Raw genomic sequence first — 16,641 nt, 5'->3', positions numbered from 1 at the left:
TTATTTCAGCAGCATATTGGCGACGGTGCGCACGCCTAAGCCCGTCGCACCGGCAGACCACTGATCGACAGCACCTTTACGGTAGGTGGCTGAACAGTCGATGTGCAGCCAGCCCTGCTGATAGTTCTTCACAAAATGCGACAGGAAGGCAGCCGCAGAGCTGGCACCGGCGGTGTGTGACGGCGCAGCAATGTTGTTCAGATCGGCAAAGTTGGATGGCAGGTGGCCACGATGGAATTCAGCCAGTGGCAAGCGCCAGAACGGCTCGTTTTCATCCGTTGCACTGCCCAGTAACGACTGAGCCAGCCGATCGTCAAAGCTGAACAGCGCGTGGTAATCATTACCTAATGCGGTTTTCGCCGCGCCGGTTAAGGTGGCGGCATCAATCAGCAGCTCGGGATTTTGCTCGCTGGCATCAATCAGGCCATCAGCCAACACCAGACGCCCTTCTGCATCGGTATTCATAACTTCAACGGTTTTACCGTTACGGTAAGTGATGATATCGCCCAGACGGAAAGCGTTGCCACTAACCATATTGTCGGCACAGCAAAGATAGAGTTTGACGCGTTTGGCCAGCCCACGGCTGATGGCCAGCGCCAGAGAACCGGTCAGCGTCGCTGCACCGCCCATATCTGACTTCATTGAGTCCATTGAACCGCTTGGCTTCAGGCTGTAGCCGCCGGTATCAAAGGTGATGCCCTTACCCACCAGGCAGGCAAACACCGGTGCGTTCTCATCGCCCGTTGGGTTGTAATCCAGCGCCAAAAACGCCGGGCTGCGGGTCGAGCCACGACCGACGGTGTGCAGGCCCATATAGCCCTGCTTGCGCAGATCTTCGCCTTTGGTGATGCGGTAGCTGACCTTGTCGCTGCCTGCGCCACACAGCAGATCGACGGCACGCTGAGCCAGTTGCTCAGGGCTGAGGTCTTCTGCAGGCAGGTTGATGGTGTCGCGCACCCAGTTGATGATCTTCATGCGGCTGTCGAATTCGGCACGGTCGCTGTCATTCAGCGTCGCCCACTCAACGGTGCGCTGCCCTTTCGGCCCACGATAACCCTGCCAGAATGCCCAGCTTTTTTCCAAATCCCAGTCGCCACTCAGGCTGACATGACGGATGCCCTGTGCATCAATTTTACGCGCTGCGCGCTGGATAGTTGCCAGCGCATCGCTGCCGGTCAGATGAATGGTCATCCCGCTGTCATTGCTGGTCAGGGTCGCTTTTTCGCCCCAACGTGCATCCGCCGCTGCCGTTGACAGTGTTATTTTCATTGGTGTGGTTGTCATCGCATGGCTCCTTCTAGAGTTTATTATTTGGTCCGTCCTTAAAAACGGTCGGTCACTACAATAAACCTTTATTTGCGTTCGTCTAATCAGACTTGCAGAAATGAGAGCAAACGGACTGAAAAAGTGTTCAGTCCGTTGGAGAGTCGTAGAGGGAAAGTGCTGCTAATTCAACGAGAAGTCGTTGCTGTCTGACTGTTAGCTTTGAATGCTTTCCACTCCGGGGAAAGCTCGCGCAGGCGGCCAATCGACTTCTGCACCAGCTGAATCGCATAGTCGATCTCTTCTTCGGTGGTAAAACGGCCTAAAGAGAAACGCAGTGAACTGTGCGCCAGTTCATCATTCAGCCCCAATGCGCGAAGCACATAGGAAGGCTCGAGGCTGGCAGAGGTACAGGCAGAGCCTGACGACAGCGCGAGATCTTTCAGCGTCATAATCAGCGACTCACCGTCGACATAATTAAAGCTGACGTTGAGGATATTCGGCGCACCCGCCGCCAAATCACCATTCAGATAGACTTCCTCGATGTCACTGAAGCCCGACCAGAGTTTGTGGCGAAATGCGCTCAGGCGCGCCATTTCACCGGCCATCTCCTGCTTAGCGATGCGGAATGCTTCCCCCATGCCGACAATTTGATGCACGGGAAGCGTTCCGGAACGCATACCGCGCTCATGACCGCCGCCGTGGATCTGCGCTTCCAGACGGATACGCGGTTTACGGCGAACATACAGACCGCCGATGCCTTTAGGGCCGTAAATTTTATGCGCAGAAAATGACATCAGATCGACTGGGATCTGGGTGACATCGACCGGTAATTTACCGACGCTTTGAGTCGCATCAACATGGAACAGAATACCGCGCGCCTGGCAAAGCTCAGAAATTTTGCCAATGTCCTGCACCACGCCCGTTTCGTTGTTCACGTGCATGATCGACACCAGGATGGTGTCATCGCGCATCACCGACTGCAGCAGATCCAGGTCGATCACCCCGTTGCTGGCAGGTGCCAGGTAAGTGACTTCGAACCCTTCACGTTCCAGCTGAATACAGGTGTCCAGCACCGCTTTATGCTCGGTCTGGCTGGTGATGATGTGCCTGCCCTTCTCCTGATAGAAGTGAGCAATGCCTTTGATCGCCAGATTATCGGATTCGGTCGCGCCGGAGGTGAAGACGATTTCGCGCGGATCGGCGCCAATTAATTCGGCCACCTGATTACGGGCGATATCCACCGCTTCTTCGGCTTGCCAGCCAAAACGGTGAGAACGGGATGCGGGATTACCAAAGGTGCCGTCGAGCGTCAGGCACTTGATCATTTTCTCGGCTACGCGAGGATCGGCAGGGGTGGTTGCAGCGTAATCAAGGTAAATCGGAACCTTCATTGCTTTTGAACTCCATACATCATGCTAAATGTAAGTCATTCAATGCGACCCGATAAGGTTATCACCCTGCCGCCACCGGCTGAAACTATCAGCCGGTGAACGACAGGAGACAGGTTCGCGTTAGCGACAATCAGGCACGCAGATTGACGTTAATGGTTTCATGCACGCGGCCATTGGACACGCGCGCTTTTTCAGTATTGTTCTGACGGTCAGCCACTTCCAGGATTTCCTGGTTGTTAACCAGCTCAGCCAGTGAAATGTTGTTCAGGAAGTCGCTGATACGCTCGCTCAGGTCACGCCACAGCACGTGAGTCAGGCAGCGTTCGCCACCCTGGCAGCCTTCTTTACCCTGACACTTAGTCGCATCAACGGATTCGTCAACCGCCGTAATCACGGCACCGACCGCGATCGCGTCAGAGCTTTTACCCAACAGGTAACCACCGCCTGGACCACGTACGCTAGCCACCAGGCCATTTTTGCGCAGGCGTGAGAACAACTGCTCCAGATAAGACAGGGAGATGCCCTGACGTTCTGAAATATCAGCTAACGGCACAGGCCCCTGATGGGAGTGAAGTGCAACGTCGAGCATAGCAGTAACGGCATAACGGCCTTTGGATGTCAGTCTCATGGCGTAAACGACCTCAGTAATTACCCTGGTTGGGTGTTAACAAAATATGCCTGAAGTCTGCCATTCCCGACTAAATTGGTCAAGTATTTAACCTAGTAAAACACTCAACTATTTAACCAACCGTTTTAGTCAACTATTACCCCCGCAAACCGGGGGGTAAAATAGTCTACTTTTCGCCCTTTGGCTTTTGCAGCGAAGAGAGCATGCCGCGCAGAATATTCAGTTCATCGCGCTCCGGGCGGGCTCGAGTGAACAGGCGACGCATTTTACTCATCACCTGGCCAGGGCTGCCTTCACGGATAAAGCCGCTGTGGGTCATCATCTGTTCCATATGCTGATAGAAGCGCTCAAGGTCATCGACCAGCGGATATGGCGACTCTTCGTACTCTGGCTGCACGGTTTCCTGCGACTGTAAAAACGCCATACGCACTTCATAAGCGATGATCTGCACCGCCATCGCCAGGTTCAGCGAGCTGTATTCCGGGTTAGCGGCGATTGCCACGTGGTAGTGACATTTCTGCAGTTCTTCATTAGTCAGACCCACGCGCTCGCGGCCAAAGACCAGCGCGACCGGCGCCTGCTGACCTTCCTGCACGCTTTTGATCCCGCATTCGCGCGGATCCAGCATCGGCCACGGCAGCGAACGGGAGCGGGCACTGGTGCCAACAACCAGACTACAGCCGGCCAGGGCTTCATCGAGGGTGTCAACAATGTGGGCTTCGCCGATCACATCGCTGGCACCCGCCGCCAGGGCGATAGCCTGGGAGTCAGGCTTGACGAGAGGGTTAACCAGATAAAGGTTGGTCAGTCCCATGGTTTTCATCGCGCGGGCGACGGATCCCATGTTGCCGGTGTGAGAGGTTTCAACCAGCACGATTCGGATGTTTTGCAGCATAGGAGTTCAGGTCAGTGAGATAATTTGAGGATGCTATCATATTTTCAGGACATTTTACGATCTCCCTGCTATAATCCGCGCCGTTTTCCCGTTCTTTAACATCCAGTGAGAGATAACGATGCATCCAATGCTCAACATTGCCGTGCGCGCTGCGCGCAAGGCCGGAAATTTAATCGTCAAGAATTACGAAACCCCGGACGCTGTCGAAGCGAGCCAGAAAGGCACCAACGACTTCGTTACCAATGTTGATCGCGACGCTGAGCGCCTGATTATTGAGGTGATTCGCAAGTCCTATCCGAAGCACACCATTATTACCGAAGAGAGTGGTGAATTAGCCGGTGAAGACGAGGATGTACAATGGGTTATCGATCCACTGGATGGCACCACTAACTACATCAAACGCCTTCCTCATTTCTCTGTTTCTATCGCCGTGCGCATTAAAGGCCGCACTGAAGTCGCCGTCGTTTACGATCCAATGCGCAATGAGCTGTTCAGCGCCGTTCGTGGACAGGGCGCGCAGTTAAACGGTTACCGCCTGCGCGGCAGCACCGCTCGCGACCTGGATGGCACCATCCTGGCAACCGGCTTCCCATTCAAGCTGAAGCAGCACGCCACGCCTTACATCAACATCGTAGGCAAGCTGTTCACCCAGTGTGCGGATTTCCGTCGTAGCGGTTCTGCTGCCCTGGATCTGGCCTACGTGGCAGCTGGCCGTGTTGACGGTTACTTTGAAATTGGCCTGAAGCCATGGGATTTCGCGGCCGGTGAACTGCTGGTGCGTGAAGCAGGCGGCCTGGTGACTGACTTTGTTGGTGCACACGGTTACCTGACCTCCGGCAACATCGTTGCGGGCAACCCACGCGTCGTTAAAGCGATGCTGGCTAACATGCGTGAAGAACTGAGCGAAGCGCTGAAGCGCTAGGTTCCCGGTCGGGATCGTTCAGTGACAAAAAGGCGGAGCTCAGCTCCGCCTTTTTTGCTTTCAGATTAGCCTAAAAACATCGGTCTTATGCCGCCGGACATCGCCGGCGTGGCGCTCAGCCACAGCATGATGCCGACCGCGACCAGCAGCACGCCTCCCACCAACGACAATCCTGACCAGCCGACCTTCTGCCAGCCCGCCGGAGAGGCGCCACGGCTGAGTTTTAGCGCCAGCGCTCTGGAAACCTGCACCAGCAAGGCCATCGCCGAAACGGTTAATGCCGTGCCCACCGCCATCGCCAATGCCGACAGCACGCCCCAGCCATAAACACCGATCACTTTTGAAAACAGCAGCATCATGATCGCCCCTGAACAAGGGCGCAATCCCATCGAAAGCACCACGATCGCTTTGGTTTTGCCATTGACCGCTTTATCCAGCATCTGGCTGTCCGGCACATGCTGATGCCCGCAACCACAGCTGTCGCTGTGTTGATGCCCTACCGGCACGATCCGTTGAATCTTCATCGCTGGCATGGGCCGTAAGGCTTGCCAGATTTTGCGCAGCGCGCGCCAGCAAAGCCAGAGGCCCAGTCCGGCGACCATCAGATAACTGCCCTTCTCCAGCCAGTAACTGCTGAGATGCAGCTGGCGGGATGAGAGGCCGAGCACCACCAGCATCACGGTGACCAGCAGGATGGCCACCCCGCCCTGAACCACCGCTGCGGCCAGCGTCAGCTGCAAACTGGTTTTAACTTTCGTCGGATGCGTGGCAAGAAACGTCGCGATCACCACCTTGCCATGCCCCGGCCCCAGCGCATGCAGCACGCCATACATCAGGCTAAATCCCATCAGCGCCAACCCCGCCTGATGCGGATGGCTGGCCACCTGCTGCAGCAACGCGGTCATCTGTTGATGCAGCGTTTTCTGCCACAGAATGCTTTGCAACAGGATCTGCGGCCAGTGTTGCCAGACAGTGAAACCTGCGGCAATAAACAGCAGCAGCACAACGTAGAGCGGCCACGCCTGCAGCCAGCCACGTTGCGGCCGGGGAGTTATGGCATTTACTGACATGTCAGGGTCACCGTCTGCGCGAACTGTTGCCCCAAATCCATATCCTCTGGCGGCGCGTCGGCTTTATCCAGCGACAGCGCATAGGCCTGCATCGACGCATCTGGTTTCGGCGTTTTCAGGGTGAAGGTACAGCGCTGCGCCAGCTCAGGGGGAATGTGTAGGGACTTTTCGGAATCGTAATACATATCAACGAAGTAACTCGGGTCAAAGGTGGTAAAGACATACGTCTGGCCGGCCAGCGGCTGCGGTTCGCCCAGCGGTAAAACATAGTCCAGCACCGCCTTGTTCCCCTGCCTGGAAAGATGGTATTCCGGCGGTAAGTTATCGAACTTCACCGGTTTGCCCTGATGCCAGAACTCACTGAAATAATGCTGTCCGAGCACGTTGGCCATCACCTCTGCCGCCAGCTTTTTCCAGACCACCGAATCGGGTTTGGCCTTGCCGGCGTCGTACAGCAGATCGGCCGAGGTAATCTCATCCATCACCCAATGCATTTTCAGGCCAGTGATCTTATCGTCCTGATGCACTAGCGTTGCCTGCATATCAATAAAGCTGTGCGGATGGGCCCACGCGTGCGGTGCCAGACACAGGCATAATGCCCCGATTAGCCGCCCAACAATAATGTTATAATGTAACAAATTCAATTCCCTCTGCTGTTCAGGCAAAAATTCTGTGACCTGCCTAGAAAGCTATAAATAAAACTGGCCGCACCACGCTGCCACCGGCAGCAATCACGCTATGCTTAGCGATGTTACTTTTCACTGGGATTGCCGACGATGAGTTTACCCTCACCCGAGCCTTCAGCTTTCTCCAGTCCGCAGCGTCATTGTCATCTGCTTTTATTGCTTTATCTCCCTGAACTTCCCGTGACTCTTGAGGTGATGAGTCAGATTAACGGGGTGGATCGGTCGGTTACCCGGCAAGATATAGCGGAGGTCGAAGCAGAAATCCAGCGCTATCACCGCCTCGCCCTGCATCAGGATGCCGCGGGGAAGTGGCAGATAAGCGGTGCGGAACTGGACCAGCGGTTGTGCCTGTTTCACTGGTTACGTCGGGCATTGCGGCTGACACCGGATTTTGTGCAGCAACATTTTGCCCCGCACGTTAAGCAGCAGCTCAAACAGAAGCAGATAGAGAAGGTGCTTTATGATGAGCGAAACCTTCTGGCGTTGGTGCAACATTGCGGCCAGAAGCTCGCACGCCAGTTCACCGAGCGGGATCGCCAATTCTTGCAACTGCTAATGCAGCATTCACTGTGCCGGCAATCACGCACGGAATTCAATGACGCGCAGCAAAGCTGGCTGGCGGCAAAAATCGAACATCAGGTGGCGGAGGAAGTGGTTCGTCACTGGCAAAAACGCTGTAAAACGGCCCCCGATGGCAGTGAAACCTGGCTGTTTGCCCTGCTGTTCAGTCAGATGCACGCACCCAGCGCTGATGATGCCCACCATGATTATGAACATCAACTGCTGGACGCGGTGCGCCAGTTAATCGATCGCTTTCAGCAGCTTTCGGGCATGCGCTTCAGTGATGATAAGGGGCTGGCCGACCAGCTTTATACCCATCTGGCCCAGGCGCTGGAACGCTCGCTGTTTGGTGTCGGCATTGATAACAGCCTGACTGAGGAAGTGACCCGCCTGTATCCAAAGCTGTTGCGAACCACCCAGGCCGCGGTAGCGGAATTCGAGCAGCAGTATCAGCTGACCTTCTCGCAGGAAGAGATGGGGCTGATTGCGATAATTTTTGGCGCCTGGCTGATGCAGGAAAGTGCGCTGCAGGAGAAGCAGGTTTTGCTGCTTACCGGCAAGGATGAGGCGCTGGAGCGGGAAGTTGAGCAACAGGTGCGCGAGCTGACGCTGCTGCCACTGAATATCAAATACCTGGATGTGGCCGAGTATCAACGCAGCAGTGCGCCTAAGGGCATTGCGCTGGTGATTACTCCGTACGCCACACCGCTTCCTCTCTACTCGCCGCCGTTAATTCATGCCGAGCTGCCGCTGCAACCTCATCAGCAACAGCGCATCCGGCAGCTGCTGGAGTCGTGATCAGGCGACCTTCGGCCGCAGGAACAGCGCAGGTATCACCACCATCGCCATCACCCAGAAGACGCCGCCGTGCAGATGCTTGAACAGCACGCCGCAAATCATGGTCATCACCGCAATACCGCCCCCCATCGCCAGCGCCGAATAAACCGACTGCAGACGGATCACCTCTCCTCCCTCGCGGGTGGCAATAAAACGCATCGCCGCCAGATGACAAACGGTGAAGCTGCCGCAGTGCAGGATCTGCGCCACAATCAGCCAGGGTAGCGCGGTGGTTGATGCCATCAGGCTCCAGCGGACCAGCGCACAAATCCCTGACAGCAACAGCAGGTCGCGCGCGCCCCAGCGACGGAACAGTCGGTTGCTGGAGGCAAAGACAATGATTTCGGCCACCACGCCCAGCGACCAGAGATAGCCGACGACGCTGGCTGAGTAGCCGGCTTCCTGCCACCAGATGGCGCTGAAGCCGTAATAGGCGGCATGCGCGCCCTGCATCAGCGTTACGCACAGCAGGAACCGCCTGACGGCATTTTCCTGCAGCAATCGCTTCCAGTCAGCCCATCCGGCCGTTTCGGTCTGCTTCGCATTGCCTGTAGGCAGCACGGATGGCCGTAACAGCATGCCAGCAAACATCGCGGCAACGCCGATACACAACATCACCAGTATCGCCTGATAAGAGAAAGCATTGACCAGCACGCCGGTCAGCGCCGAGCTGATAACGAACGCCAGCGAGCCCCACAGGCGAACCGGGCCATAGGCCATTGATATTTGCTTTTGCCAGGTCGCTGCCAGCGCATCGCTGAGCGGAACCAGCGGCGAGAAGAACAGGTTGAAGCCAATCATCACCAGCAGCAGCCAGATCCACGAAGTGCTGATCCAGAAGCTGAGCACAAAGCATAACGCCAGCACCGCCAGCAGGCGAAGCGCGGTAATCAGTTGCGAAGGATTGGTGACTCTTGAGGCGATGATCAGGCTGCCGAGGAATCGGGCGATCATGCCGCAGCCCAGCAGCAGGCCAATTTTCTCTGGCTGCAGGCCAGAGTCTTTCAGCCACACTCCCCAGAAAGGAAGCCAGACGCCATAGGCAAAGAAGTACGTGAAATAGCCCAGACCGAGCCAGTAAGCTGAACGAATCGCCATGTTCCCTCCGACAAAAGTGCGCGCTACTTTCTCAGAGGTCAGGCCTAAGATTAATTAACGGGACAGTATTGTCCCGTTAATGTGTTCCGGATCCCCTTTCGCGAGGGAAAGGGGTAACGCAGCGTTATGCGTAAACCGGGAAGCGTGCGCAGATTTCCAGAACCTGCTTCTTCACACGTTCCTGAGTGCCTTCATCCGCGACGTTGTCCAGAATGTCGCTGATCCAGCCAGCCAGCTCGCGGACGTCAGCTTCTTTGAAGCCACGGCGGGTAACTGCAGGAGAACCAATACGAATACCTGAAGTCACAAACGGGCTCTTCGGATCGTTTGGTACGCTGTTTTTGTTAACGGTGATGTTGGCGCGACCCAGCGCGGCATCCGCTTCTTTACCGGTCAGGTTTTTATCAACCAGGTCCAGCAAGAACAGGTGGTTATGCGTGCCACCAGAAACCACTTTGTAGCCACGCTCCAGGAACACCTCAACCATCGCTTTAGCGTTTTTAGCCACCTGCTGCTGGTACACCTTGAACTCAGGCTCCATCGCTTCTTTCAGTGCGACCGCTTTACCGGCAATCACGTGCATCAGCGGGCCGCCCTGGCCGCCAGGGAAGACAGCAGAGTTCAGCTTCTTGTACAGGTCTTCGTCGCCGCCCTTCGCCAGGATCAGGCCGCCACGCGGACCCGCCAGGGTTTTGTGGGTGGTGGTGGTAACGATGTGTGCATGCGGGAGTGGGTTAGGATAAACGTCCGCTGCGATCAGACCGGCAACGTGCGCCATATCAACAAACAGCCAGGCACCGATGCTATCAGCGATTTCACGCATTTTCGCCCAGTCGCACAGACCGGAGTACGCGGAGAAGCCACCGATGATCATTTTTGGTTTATGCTTCTGTGCCTGCGCCGCCAGATCGTCGTAATCGATTTTGCCGGTTTCATCGATGCCGTAAGGCACGACGTTATACAGCTTACCCGACAGGTTAACCGGGGAACCGTGAGTCAGGTGACCACCGTGTGCCAGGTTCATCCCCAGAATGGTGTCGCCCGGCTGCAGCAGCGCGGTGTAGACGGCGAAGTTCGCCTGGGAACCTGAGTGTGGCTGCACGTTCGCATAATCGGCACCGAACAGCGCTTTCGCCCGATCGATAGCCAGCTGCTCAACGATATCCACATACTCACAGCCACCGTAGTAGCGCTTGCCCGGATAGCCTTCGGCATATTTGTTGGTCAGCTGAGAACCTTGCGCCTGCATAACACGCGGACTGGTGTAGTTTTCAGAAGCAATCAGTTCAATGTGCTCTTCCTGACGCACTTTTTCCTGCTCCATTGCCTGCCATAACTCGGCATCATAATCGGCAATATTCATATCACGCTTTAACATCCGCATCTCCTGACTCAGCTAACAAAATAATCGGTATCGATCGGCCCGTTTGGGCGAAGGCCAACAGTGTAAACTGTTTTACCTGCTTAGGGGTAGCCACAAAGCGCCCTTTTTACGCAATCGATTGGCTTCAGGACTGGCGAGGGTTGCCTAACCAAATGATGCCCCCGCCACTTAAAGGTGTATTTACAATGCGTGTTTATAAGTTATAAGATGCATTTAAAATACATGTTTAAGCCCTCAAGGGAGTTCACCTATGTTAGACGCAAAAACCATTGCCACTGTGAAAGCCACCATTCCTGCCCTGCTGGCGACCGGCCCGGCGTTGACCGCCCATTTCTATGACCGAATGTTTACTCATAACCCCGAGTTGAAAGAGATTTTTAATATGAGCAATCAGCGCAACGGCAATCAGCGTGAAGCGCTGTTTAACGCCATCTGCGCCTATGCCAGCAATATTGAAAATCTGGCTGCCCTGCTGCCCGCCGTGGAAAAGATTGCGCAGAAGCACACCAGCTTCGCCATTCAGCCCGCGCAGTATCAGATTGTCGGCCAGCATCTGCTGGCAACCCTTGATGAAATGCTCAGTCCGGGCGACGAGGTGCTGGATGCCTGGGGCAAAGCCTATGGCGTACTGGCGGGCGTGTTTATTCAGCGGGAAGAACAGCTTTATCAGCAGGCCGAGGAAAAAGTGGGCGGCTGGCGTACGCCGAGGGCGTTTCGCATCAGCGCCCTTGAGCCGCAAAGCGAGGTGATCAAAAGCTTTATTCTCAGCCCAACCGATGGTCAGCCGGTGGCGGATTATCAGGCGGGTCAGTATCTTGGCGTCTGGCTGCAAGATAAGCGTTTTGCCAATCAGGAGATCCGCCAGTATTCGCTGACCCGCGCGCCCAATGGCCGGGATTATCGCATTGCCGTGCGTCATGAACCGGGCGGCACGGTGTCTGGCTGGCTGCACCAGCATGCACAGGTCGGTGATGAGCTGAGACTGGCCGCACCGGCGGGTGACTTCTTGCTGGATGTCTCTCCCGAGACACCGGTCACCCTGATCTCCGCCGGCGTCGGCCAGACGCCGATGCTGGCGATGCTGGATGTGCTGGCCTCTCAGCAGCATCCTGCCCGCGTGCAGTGGTTCCATGCTGCCGATAATGGCAACAGGCATGCGTTTGGTGAGGAGGTGGCGGCTTCAGCACAACGTCTGCCCAACTTTTCGCAGCACCTGTGGTATCGCGATCCGCTGCCGCAGGATGCCGGACGTTTCGACAGCGCCGGCGTGATGAATTTACTGCCGCTGGAGAGCCAGCTTAGCGATCCGACAGGTCATTACTACCTTTGTGGGCCGTTAGGCTTTATGCAGCAGGTGGCGCAACAGCTGGTGACGCTGGGCATTGACAGCGCCCGCATCCATTACGAAGTGTTTGGTCCGCACAAGGTGCTGTGATCGGTCAGCCAGAAACGACATCGCCGCCCTGTAAAGGACGGCGATGTGATGGGCCAGACGGGAGAGGCAAAAAATCAGATCGCTTCTTCGTCTTCCTCACCGGTACGAATACGCACCACGCGTGCCACATCAAAGACAAAGATTTTGCCATCGCCAATTTTGCCGGTCTGCGCGGTACGCATGATGGCTTCGACGCAGGTATCGACGATATCGTCAGCGATAACCAGCTCAATCTTCACCTTCGGCAGAAAATCGACCATGTATTCCGCACCACGATAAAGCTCGGTGTGTCCTTTCTGACGACCAAAGCCTTTCACTTCAGTCACGGTCATTCCAGTAATCCCTACTTCGGCCAGTGCTTCACGCACATCGTCGAGTTTGAACGGTTTGATAATGGCATCAATCTTTTTCATGGCAGACCCTTTTCATTCTCTCCGCGGCCGGAGAGTAATCTCTGTTCAGTATACGTGCAACGGACAGCTCCCGCTGCGCGGTCTGTCTCTTTTTCAGCGTGCTTAAGCTAACATATCTCAGCCGTGAAGCGGCACAAAAAAACTACTCTTTAAAATCAGAGGCATCCAGCTCGTGGCGGGATAACAGCTTATAGAATTCCGTGCGGTTGCGCCCGGCCAGACGTGCGGCATGGGTGACGTTGCCTTTGGTCATTTGCAGCAGCTTGCGTAAATAATTGAGTTCGAACTGGTTTCTCGCTTCCACAAAGGTCGGGAGCGCGGTATTTTCGCCCACCAGCGCCTGTTCAACCAGCGCTTCACCAATCACCGGTGCCGAACTCAGCGCCACACACTGTTCGATCACGTTGACCAGCTGACGGACATTCCCCGGCCAGCTGGCGGCCACCAGTCGCTTCATCGCGTCGGTCGAGAAACTGCGCACAAAGGGTTTGTGCCGCTCGGCCGCCTGCTTCAACAGATGATTCGCCAGCAGCGGAATGTCTTCTGAACGCTCATGCAGCGCGGGAATTTTCAGGTTAACCACGTTCAGGCGGTAGAAGAGATCCTCACGGAACTCTTTCTTTTCCATCGCTTTCGGCAGATCGCGGTGCGTTGCCGATAGGATGCGCACGTTAATGTCCTGATCGTGGTTACTGCCGAGCGGACGCACCTTGCGCTCCTGCAACACGCGCAGCAATTTCACCTGCAACGCCTGTGGCATATCGCCGATTTCATCGAGAAACAGCGTGCCGCCTTCGGCTGCCTGAAACAGGCCTTCACGCTGGCTGACCGCGCCGGTAAAGGCCCCTTTGGCGTGACCAAACAGCTCCGATTCCAGCAACTGCTCAGGCAAGGCACCGCAGTTAATGGCGATAAAGGCTTTGCCGGCTCTTGGGCTGGCGGCATGGATCGCCTGGGCGAGGATCTCCTTGCCGGTGCCGCTCTGGCCATTGATCAGCACGCTGACATCCGACTGAGCGACCATTCTGGCCTGTTCTAGCAAGCGCAGCATTACCGGGCTGCGGGTCACAATGCTTTCGCGCCAGGCATCATCACTGGCGGGCGCGCGGTGGGCCAACGCCTGATCGATAGCACTGTAAAGCGCATCGCGGTCGACGGGTTTGGTCAGAAAGCTGAACACGCCCTGCTGGGTGGCGGAGACCGCTTCAGGTATTGAACCGTGGGCGGTAAGAATGATCACCGGCATGCCAGGCTGCTGCTTTTGGATTTCGTTAAACAGCTCGACGCCATTCATTTCGTCCATCCGCAGATCGCTGATCACCAGGTCGATCTTCTCCCTTTGCAGCAATCGCAGCGCTTCCGGCCCGCTTTCGGCCGTTTGCACGCTAAAGCCTTCGCTGCTCAAACGCATTCCCAACAGTTTTAACAGGCTGGGATCGTCGTCCACCAGCAGCAGATTGGCTGATTTCTTTATCATGGCTGCGCAGCATCCTCGGGTGTTGTGGCCGGCGTGCTTCCGTCGCTCTTATCGGTGTGGCTGCTATCGGCCGCATCCGGAGAACGGCGGGATGAGAGCTGGCGTTCAATGTCGGTCAGTGACTCCAGCTTACGACGGGTCACGCTGAGTTCGTTAGTTAACGCCAACTGGTGCTGGCGCAACGCATCCAGCTCGGCATCACTGCTTTGCTGCAGATGGTGGTAGCGGGTTCTCTCTTCCGACAGTTGCAGCAACCCCATCTGATCGTCTCGCCACAGTTGAATAAGTGGACGCAGCGAAGAAGGATAGTCGGCACTGAAGGTGTCCAGCCGCGCCATATATTGCCGCCGTTCGACCGGCGTGACGTTGCCATTATTCAGCAATACGCCCTGTTTGAAGGCGCTTTGCCAGTTATCCGTTGACCAGCGCCGGGCTTCTTCACGGGCTTCAGCCGGGGAAAGACGCACCGCACAATCCATCGCCCGTAACCAGTACAGTGAACTGTTCAGCGCCGTGTCACTGTCGATGTCCCATAAGCGGTTGCAGTCAATCAGCTGGAAATTGACGATTTTGATTTCGGGTTCGGTTAGCGGTTTACCGTTGATGGTCATGGCCGGATCGGGGGCTTTGCTGCTGCATGCCGCCAACAGCATAGCGATGGCGACCACAGCGGAAACAGGGAGGGTTCTCATTATTGGGCATTCCCGACGATGGCGTTAAGTTCGATACGAAAACAGACTTCTTCCGCTTCACTGTTAACCAGTTGCAGATCGCCCTGCAGGCGATGGATACAGTCCCTGGCGATGCTCAGCCCAAGTCCGCTGCCCTTTACGGCGCCTTTGCGCTGCTGGTTGCCCTGGAAGAAAGGCTCAAAGATCATTTTTCTCTCGCCTTCAGGGATGGTGCTGCCGGTATTTGCGACCTCGATCAGCACCTTGCGCCCCTGCTGGCGGCTGCGGATCCAGATGGTACCGGATTCTCCGCCGTAATGTATCGCATTCGAGTAAAGATTATCGATGGCCCGCGCCAGCAGCGTGGCGTCAGCGCGACAGGCCGCAACCGGTAGCGTCACTTCAGTCTGCATCATTTTAGCTCTGGCGGTCAGGCTGTGCGAACTGACGATGCCGTTGATCAACGGATCCAGCTGCACCTCGCCCATCGCCACCGGGGCTTCAGACAGCTTGCGGTTGTAGTCCAGCAGCTGCTCGATCAGCCGCTGCAAATGGCGGCTGCTTTGATCGAGGATGCTGACCACTTCCTGCTGGTCCGGCGTTAAGGTGCCCACCACTTCGTCCGCTAACAGCGCGGTGCCTTCACGCATACTGGCCAGAGGGGTTTTTAGCTCATGAGAAATATGACGCAAAAACTCATGGCGCTGGGATTCCAGCCATGCAAGCCGTTCGCTCAGCCACAGGATCCGTTGCCCTAACGAGCGCAATTCACGCGGGCCTTTGTACGCCAGGTTGTGGCTAAGCTGTCTGCCCTCGCCCAGCCGGTTAATCATTCTCTCAACCGCCTTGACCGGGCCGATAATCATTCGGGTAAACAGCAGCACCAATCCCAGGCTCAGTAAGAACAATATCAGCGCTTGCCAGCCGAAATACTGGCCGCGTTCGGCAATTTCGCGCTGAAGTTGTAAACCGCGCGAGAAAACCACTTCGCGCGTCGACTGAACCAGCTGCGCATTTGCCGTCGAGAACGCCTCCAGCGCGTCGGAAGCGGCCTTCACTGGATTGCTGTTATCACAGCTGATCTTTACCAGCTGGCCCAAGGCGTTATGCAGCGTGGTGGCAATCCGGCTGTCGGGCAGTACGGAGGATTGGGCATCAAGCATCTGCGCGTATTTGGTGCGCTGGGTCTGATAGAGGTTGGCGAGCATCGGATCGTCCAGCACGCAGTACTGGCGATAGCTACGCTCCAGTTCCAGCGCGGTTCGCGCCATCGCTTCACTGCGACGAACGTCAGTCAGCGTAGTGCGGTTGGTATCCGCCGCCCTTTCGCTCAGCGCAGACAGGCTTTCCCATGCCTGCCAGGCCAGCACCAGCAAGGGCAGCAGCACCAGCAGAAAGGCCATTAATACCAGTTGACGAAGGGAACGGGGAAATAGACGCCATTTTTTCACAAGAGTTTCTCATTTTGCACGCTGCAACGATGCTAGCTGAGTGACGCGCGGGAAGAAAGCCCTGGATCCAAAACGAAAAATGGCAGATTCATAGAATCTGCCATTCACGCTGTGAGGACATCCGTCATCACAGAAAATTAGGTGGTGCCTAACTCAACGTTGCGTCCGAAGCTTGATAGAGCCACAAAGTGGACTGTATCGGTTTGGTGGACGGCAGGCACCGTATTGTGCGTCATTCGGGTTGTTATGAAGCGCTTGACCGCTTTCGCAGGGCTGTCGTAACCAAGTGAATGAGCCACTGCAGGTATATTAGCAATAGTTGTGCCAACTTTAAAATTAATGATTAACACAATGATTTCTATAACAAAAATAAATTCGAGGTAACCGGAGTCAGCACGTTCCGGACCTGATGGTCAAAAGAAACTGTCGCTGAATAGAAACGTTATTCGGATAAAA

General features: G+C 55.8%; 15 protein-coding genes. 3 read left to right on the top strand and 12 right to left on the bottom strand.

The genetic code is table 11. The features are described 5' to 3' along the window. The 4 genes from pepB to trmJ all read right to left on the bottom strand — a co-directional run bounded on the left by pepB (position 1) and on the right by trmJ (position 4,180). Positions 1 to 1,284, bottom strand: a complete 1,284-nt coding sequence (pepB, locus tag ACXKZG_RS05790; protein ID WP_346593916.1) for an aminopeptidase PepB — start codon at positions 1,282 to 1,284, stop codon at positions 1 to 3. A gap of 167 nt (positions 1,285 to 1,451) precedes the next feature. Further along, positions 1,452 to 2,657, bottom strand: coding sequence for an IscS subfamily cysteine desulfurase (locus tag ACXKZG_RS05785; RefSeq protein WP_013203402.1), 1,206 nt, complete (start codon positions 2,655 to 2,657; stop codon positions 1,452 to 1,454). Between the two features lie 130 nt (positions 2,658 to 2,787). Next, positions 2,788 to 3,285, bottom strand: a complete 498-nt coding sequence (gene iscR, locus ACXKZG_RS05780; RefSeq protein WP_013203403.1) for a Fe-S cluster assembly transcriptional regulator IscR — start codon at positions 3,283 to 3,285, stop codon at positions 2,788 to 2,790. A 166-nt stretch (positions 3,286 to 3,451) separates the two neighbouring features. Continuing rightward, positions 3,452 to 4,180, bottom strand: coding sequence for a tRNA (cytosine(32)/uridine(32)-2'-O)-methyltransferase TrmJ (trmJ, locus tag ACXKZG_RS05775; protein WP_013203404.1), 729 nt, complete (start codon positions 4,178 to 4,180; stop codon positions 3,452 to 3,454). Between the two features lie 118 nt (positions 4,181 to 4,298). Between trmJ and suhB the strand changes: the two genes are divergently transcribed. Beyond that, positions 4,299 to 5,102, top strand: coding sequence for an inositol-1-monophosphatase (gene suhB / locus ACXKZG_RS05770; protein WP_013203405.1), 804 nt, complete (start codon positions 4,299 to 4,301; stop codon positions 5,100 to 5,102). Positions 5,103 to 5,167: 65 nt separating this feature from the next. Here the strand turns inward: suhB and ACXKZG_RS05765 are convergent, their stop codons facing one another. Together ACXKZG_RS05765 and ACXKZG_RS05760 are read right to left on the bottom strand one after the other, a co-directional pair. Further along, positions 5,168 to 6,172, bottom strand: a complete 1,005-nt coding sequence (locus tag ACXKZG_RS05765) for a nickel/cobalt transporter (RefSeq protein ID WP_488875836.1) — start codon at positions 6,170 to 6,172, stop codon at positions 5,168 to 5,170. Further along, a complete protein-coding gene (locus ACXKZG_RS05760) occupies positions 6,163 to 6,810 on the bottom strand; it encodes a DUF1007 family protein (protein WP_105760862.1) in 648 nt (215 codons plus the stop codon). The genes ACXKZG_RS05765 and ACXKZG_RS05760 overlap by 10 nt, the downstream gene beginning before the upstream one ends. Positions 6,811 to 6,948: 138 nt before the next feature. Here ACXKZG_RS05760 and csiE point away from each other — a divergent pair, with 138 nt between their 5' ends. Beyond that, complete coding sequence (csiE, locus tag ACXKZG_RS05755) at positions 6,949 to 8,217, top strand: stationary phase inducible protein CsiE (RefSeq protein WP_134822574.1); 1,269 nt, start codon at positions 6,949 to 6,951, stop codon at positions 8,215 to 8,217. Here csiE and ACXKZG_RS05750 read toward each other — a convergent pair whose 3' ends face one another. After that, positions 8,218 to 9,354: a 3-phenylpropionate MFS transporter gene (locus tag ACXKZG_RS05750; protein ID WP_488875835.1), complete on the bottom strand. Its 1,137-nt coding sequence runs from the start codon at positions 9,352 to 9,354 to the stop codon at positions 8,218 to 8,220. 124 nt (positions 9,355 to 9,478) lie between these two features. Next, the gene (glyA, locus tag ACXKZG_RS05745; RefSeq protein ID WP_013203410.1) at positions 9,479 to 10,732 is read right to left on the bottom strand and encodes a serine hydroxymethyltransferase; all 1,254 of its coding nucleotides are present in this window, start codon (positions 10,730 to 10,732) and stop codon (positions 9,479 to 9,481) included. Positions 10,733 to 10,988: 256 nt separating this feature from the next. Here glyA and hmpA point away from each other — a divergent pair, with 256 nt between their 5' ends. Further along, positions 10,989 to 12,173, top strand: a complete 1,185-nt coding sequence (gene hmpA / locus ACXKZG_RS05740; protein WP_488875834.1) for an NO-inducible flavohemoprotein — start codon at positions 10,989 to 10,991, stop codon at positions 12,171 to 12,173. A gap of 74 nt (positions 12,174 to 12,247) precedes the next feature. On the opposite strand, the gene glnB is transcribed toward hmpA, so the two are convergent. From glnB to ACXKZG_RS05720, 4 genes are all read right to left on the bottom strand, one after another. Further along, positions 12,248 to 12,586, bottom strand: a complete 339-nt coding sequence (glnB, locus tag ACXKZG_RS05735; RefSeq protein ID WP_013203412.1) for a nitrogen regulatory protein P-II — start codon at positions 12,584 to 12,586, stop codon at positions 12,248 to 12,250. A 142-nt stretch (positions 12,587 to 12,728) separates the two neighbouring features. Then, positions 12,729 to 14,063, bottom strand: a complete 1,335-nt coding sequence (glrR, locus tag ACXKZG_RS05730; RefSeq protein WP_013203413.1) for a two-component system response regulator GlrR — start codon at positions 14,061 to 14,063, stop codon at positions 12,729 to 12,731. Then, positions 14,060 to 14,755: a two-component system QseEF-associated lipoprotein QseG gene (gene qseG / locus ACXKZG_RS05725; RefSeq protein ID WP_338574063.1), complete on the bottom strand. Its 696-nt coding sequence runs from the start codon at positions 14,753 to 14,755 to the stop codon at positions 14,060 to 14,062. The genes glrR and qseG overlap by 4 nt, the downstream gene beginning before the upstream one ends. Next, entirely contained in the window at positions 14,755 to 16,185 is a 1,431-nt protein-coding gene (locus tag ACXKZG_RS05720) for a sensor histidine kinase (protein ID WP_041692098.1), read from the bottom strand. The genes qseG and ACXKZG_RS05720 overlap by 1 nt, the downstream gene beginning before the upstream one ends. Positions 16,186 to 16,641 lie beyond the last annotated feature (456 nt).

It is taken from the genome of Erwinia sp. 2186 (assembly GCF_057812255.1).
Note: the sequence above shows the minus strand (reverse complement) of the source record. Positions and strands in the feature narration are given on the sequence as shown.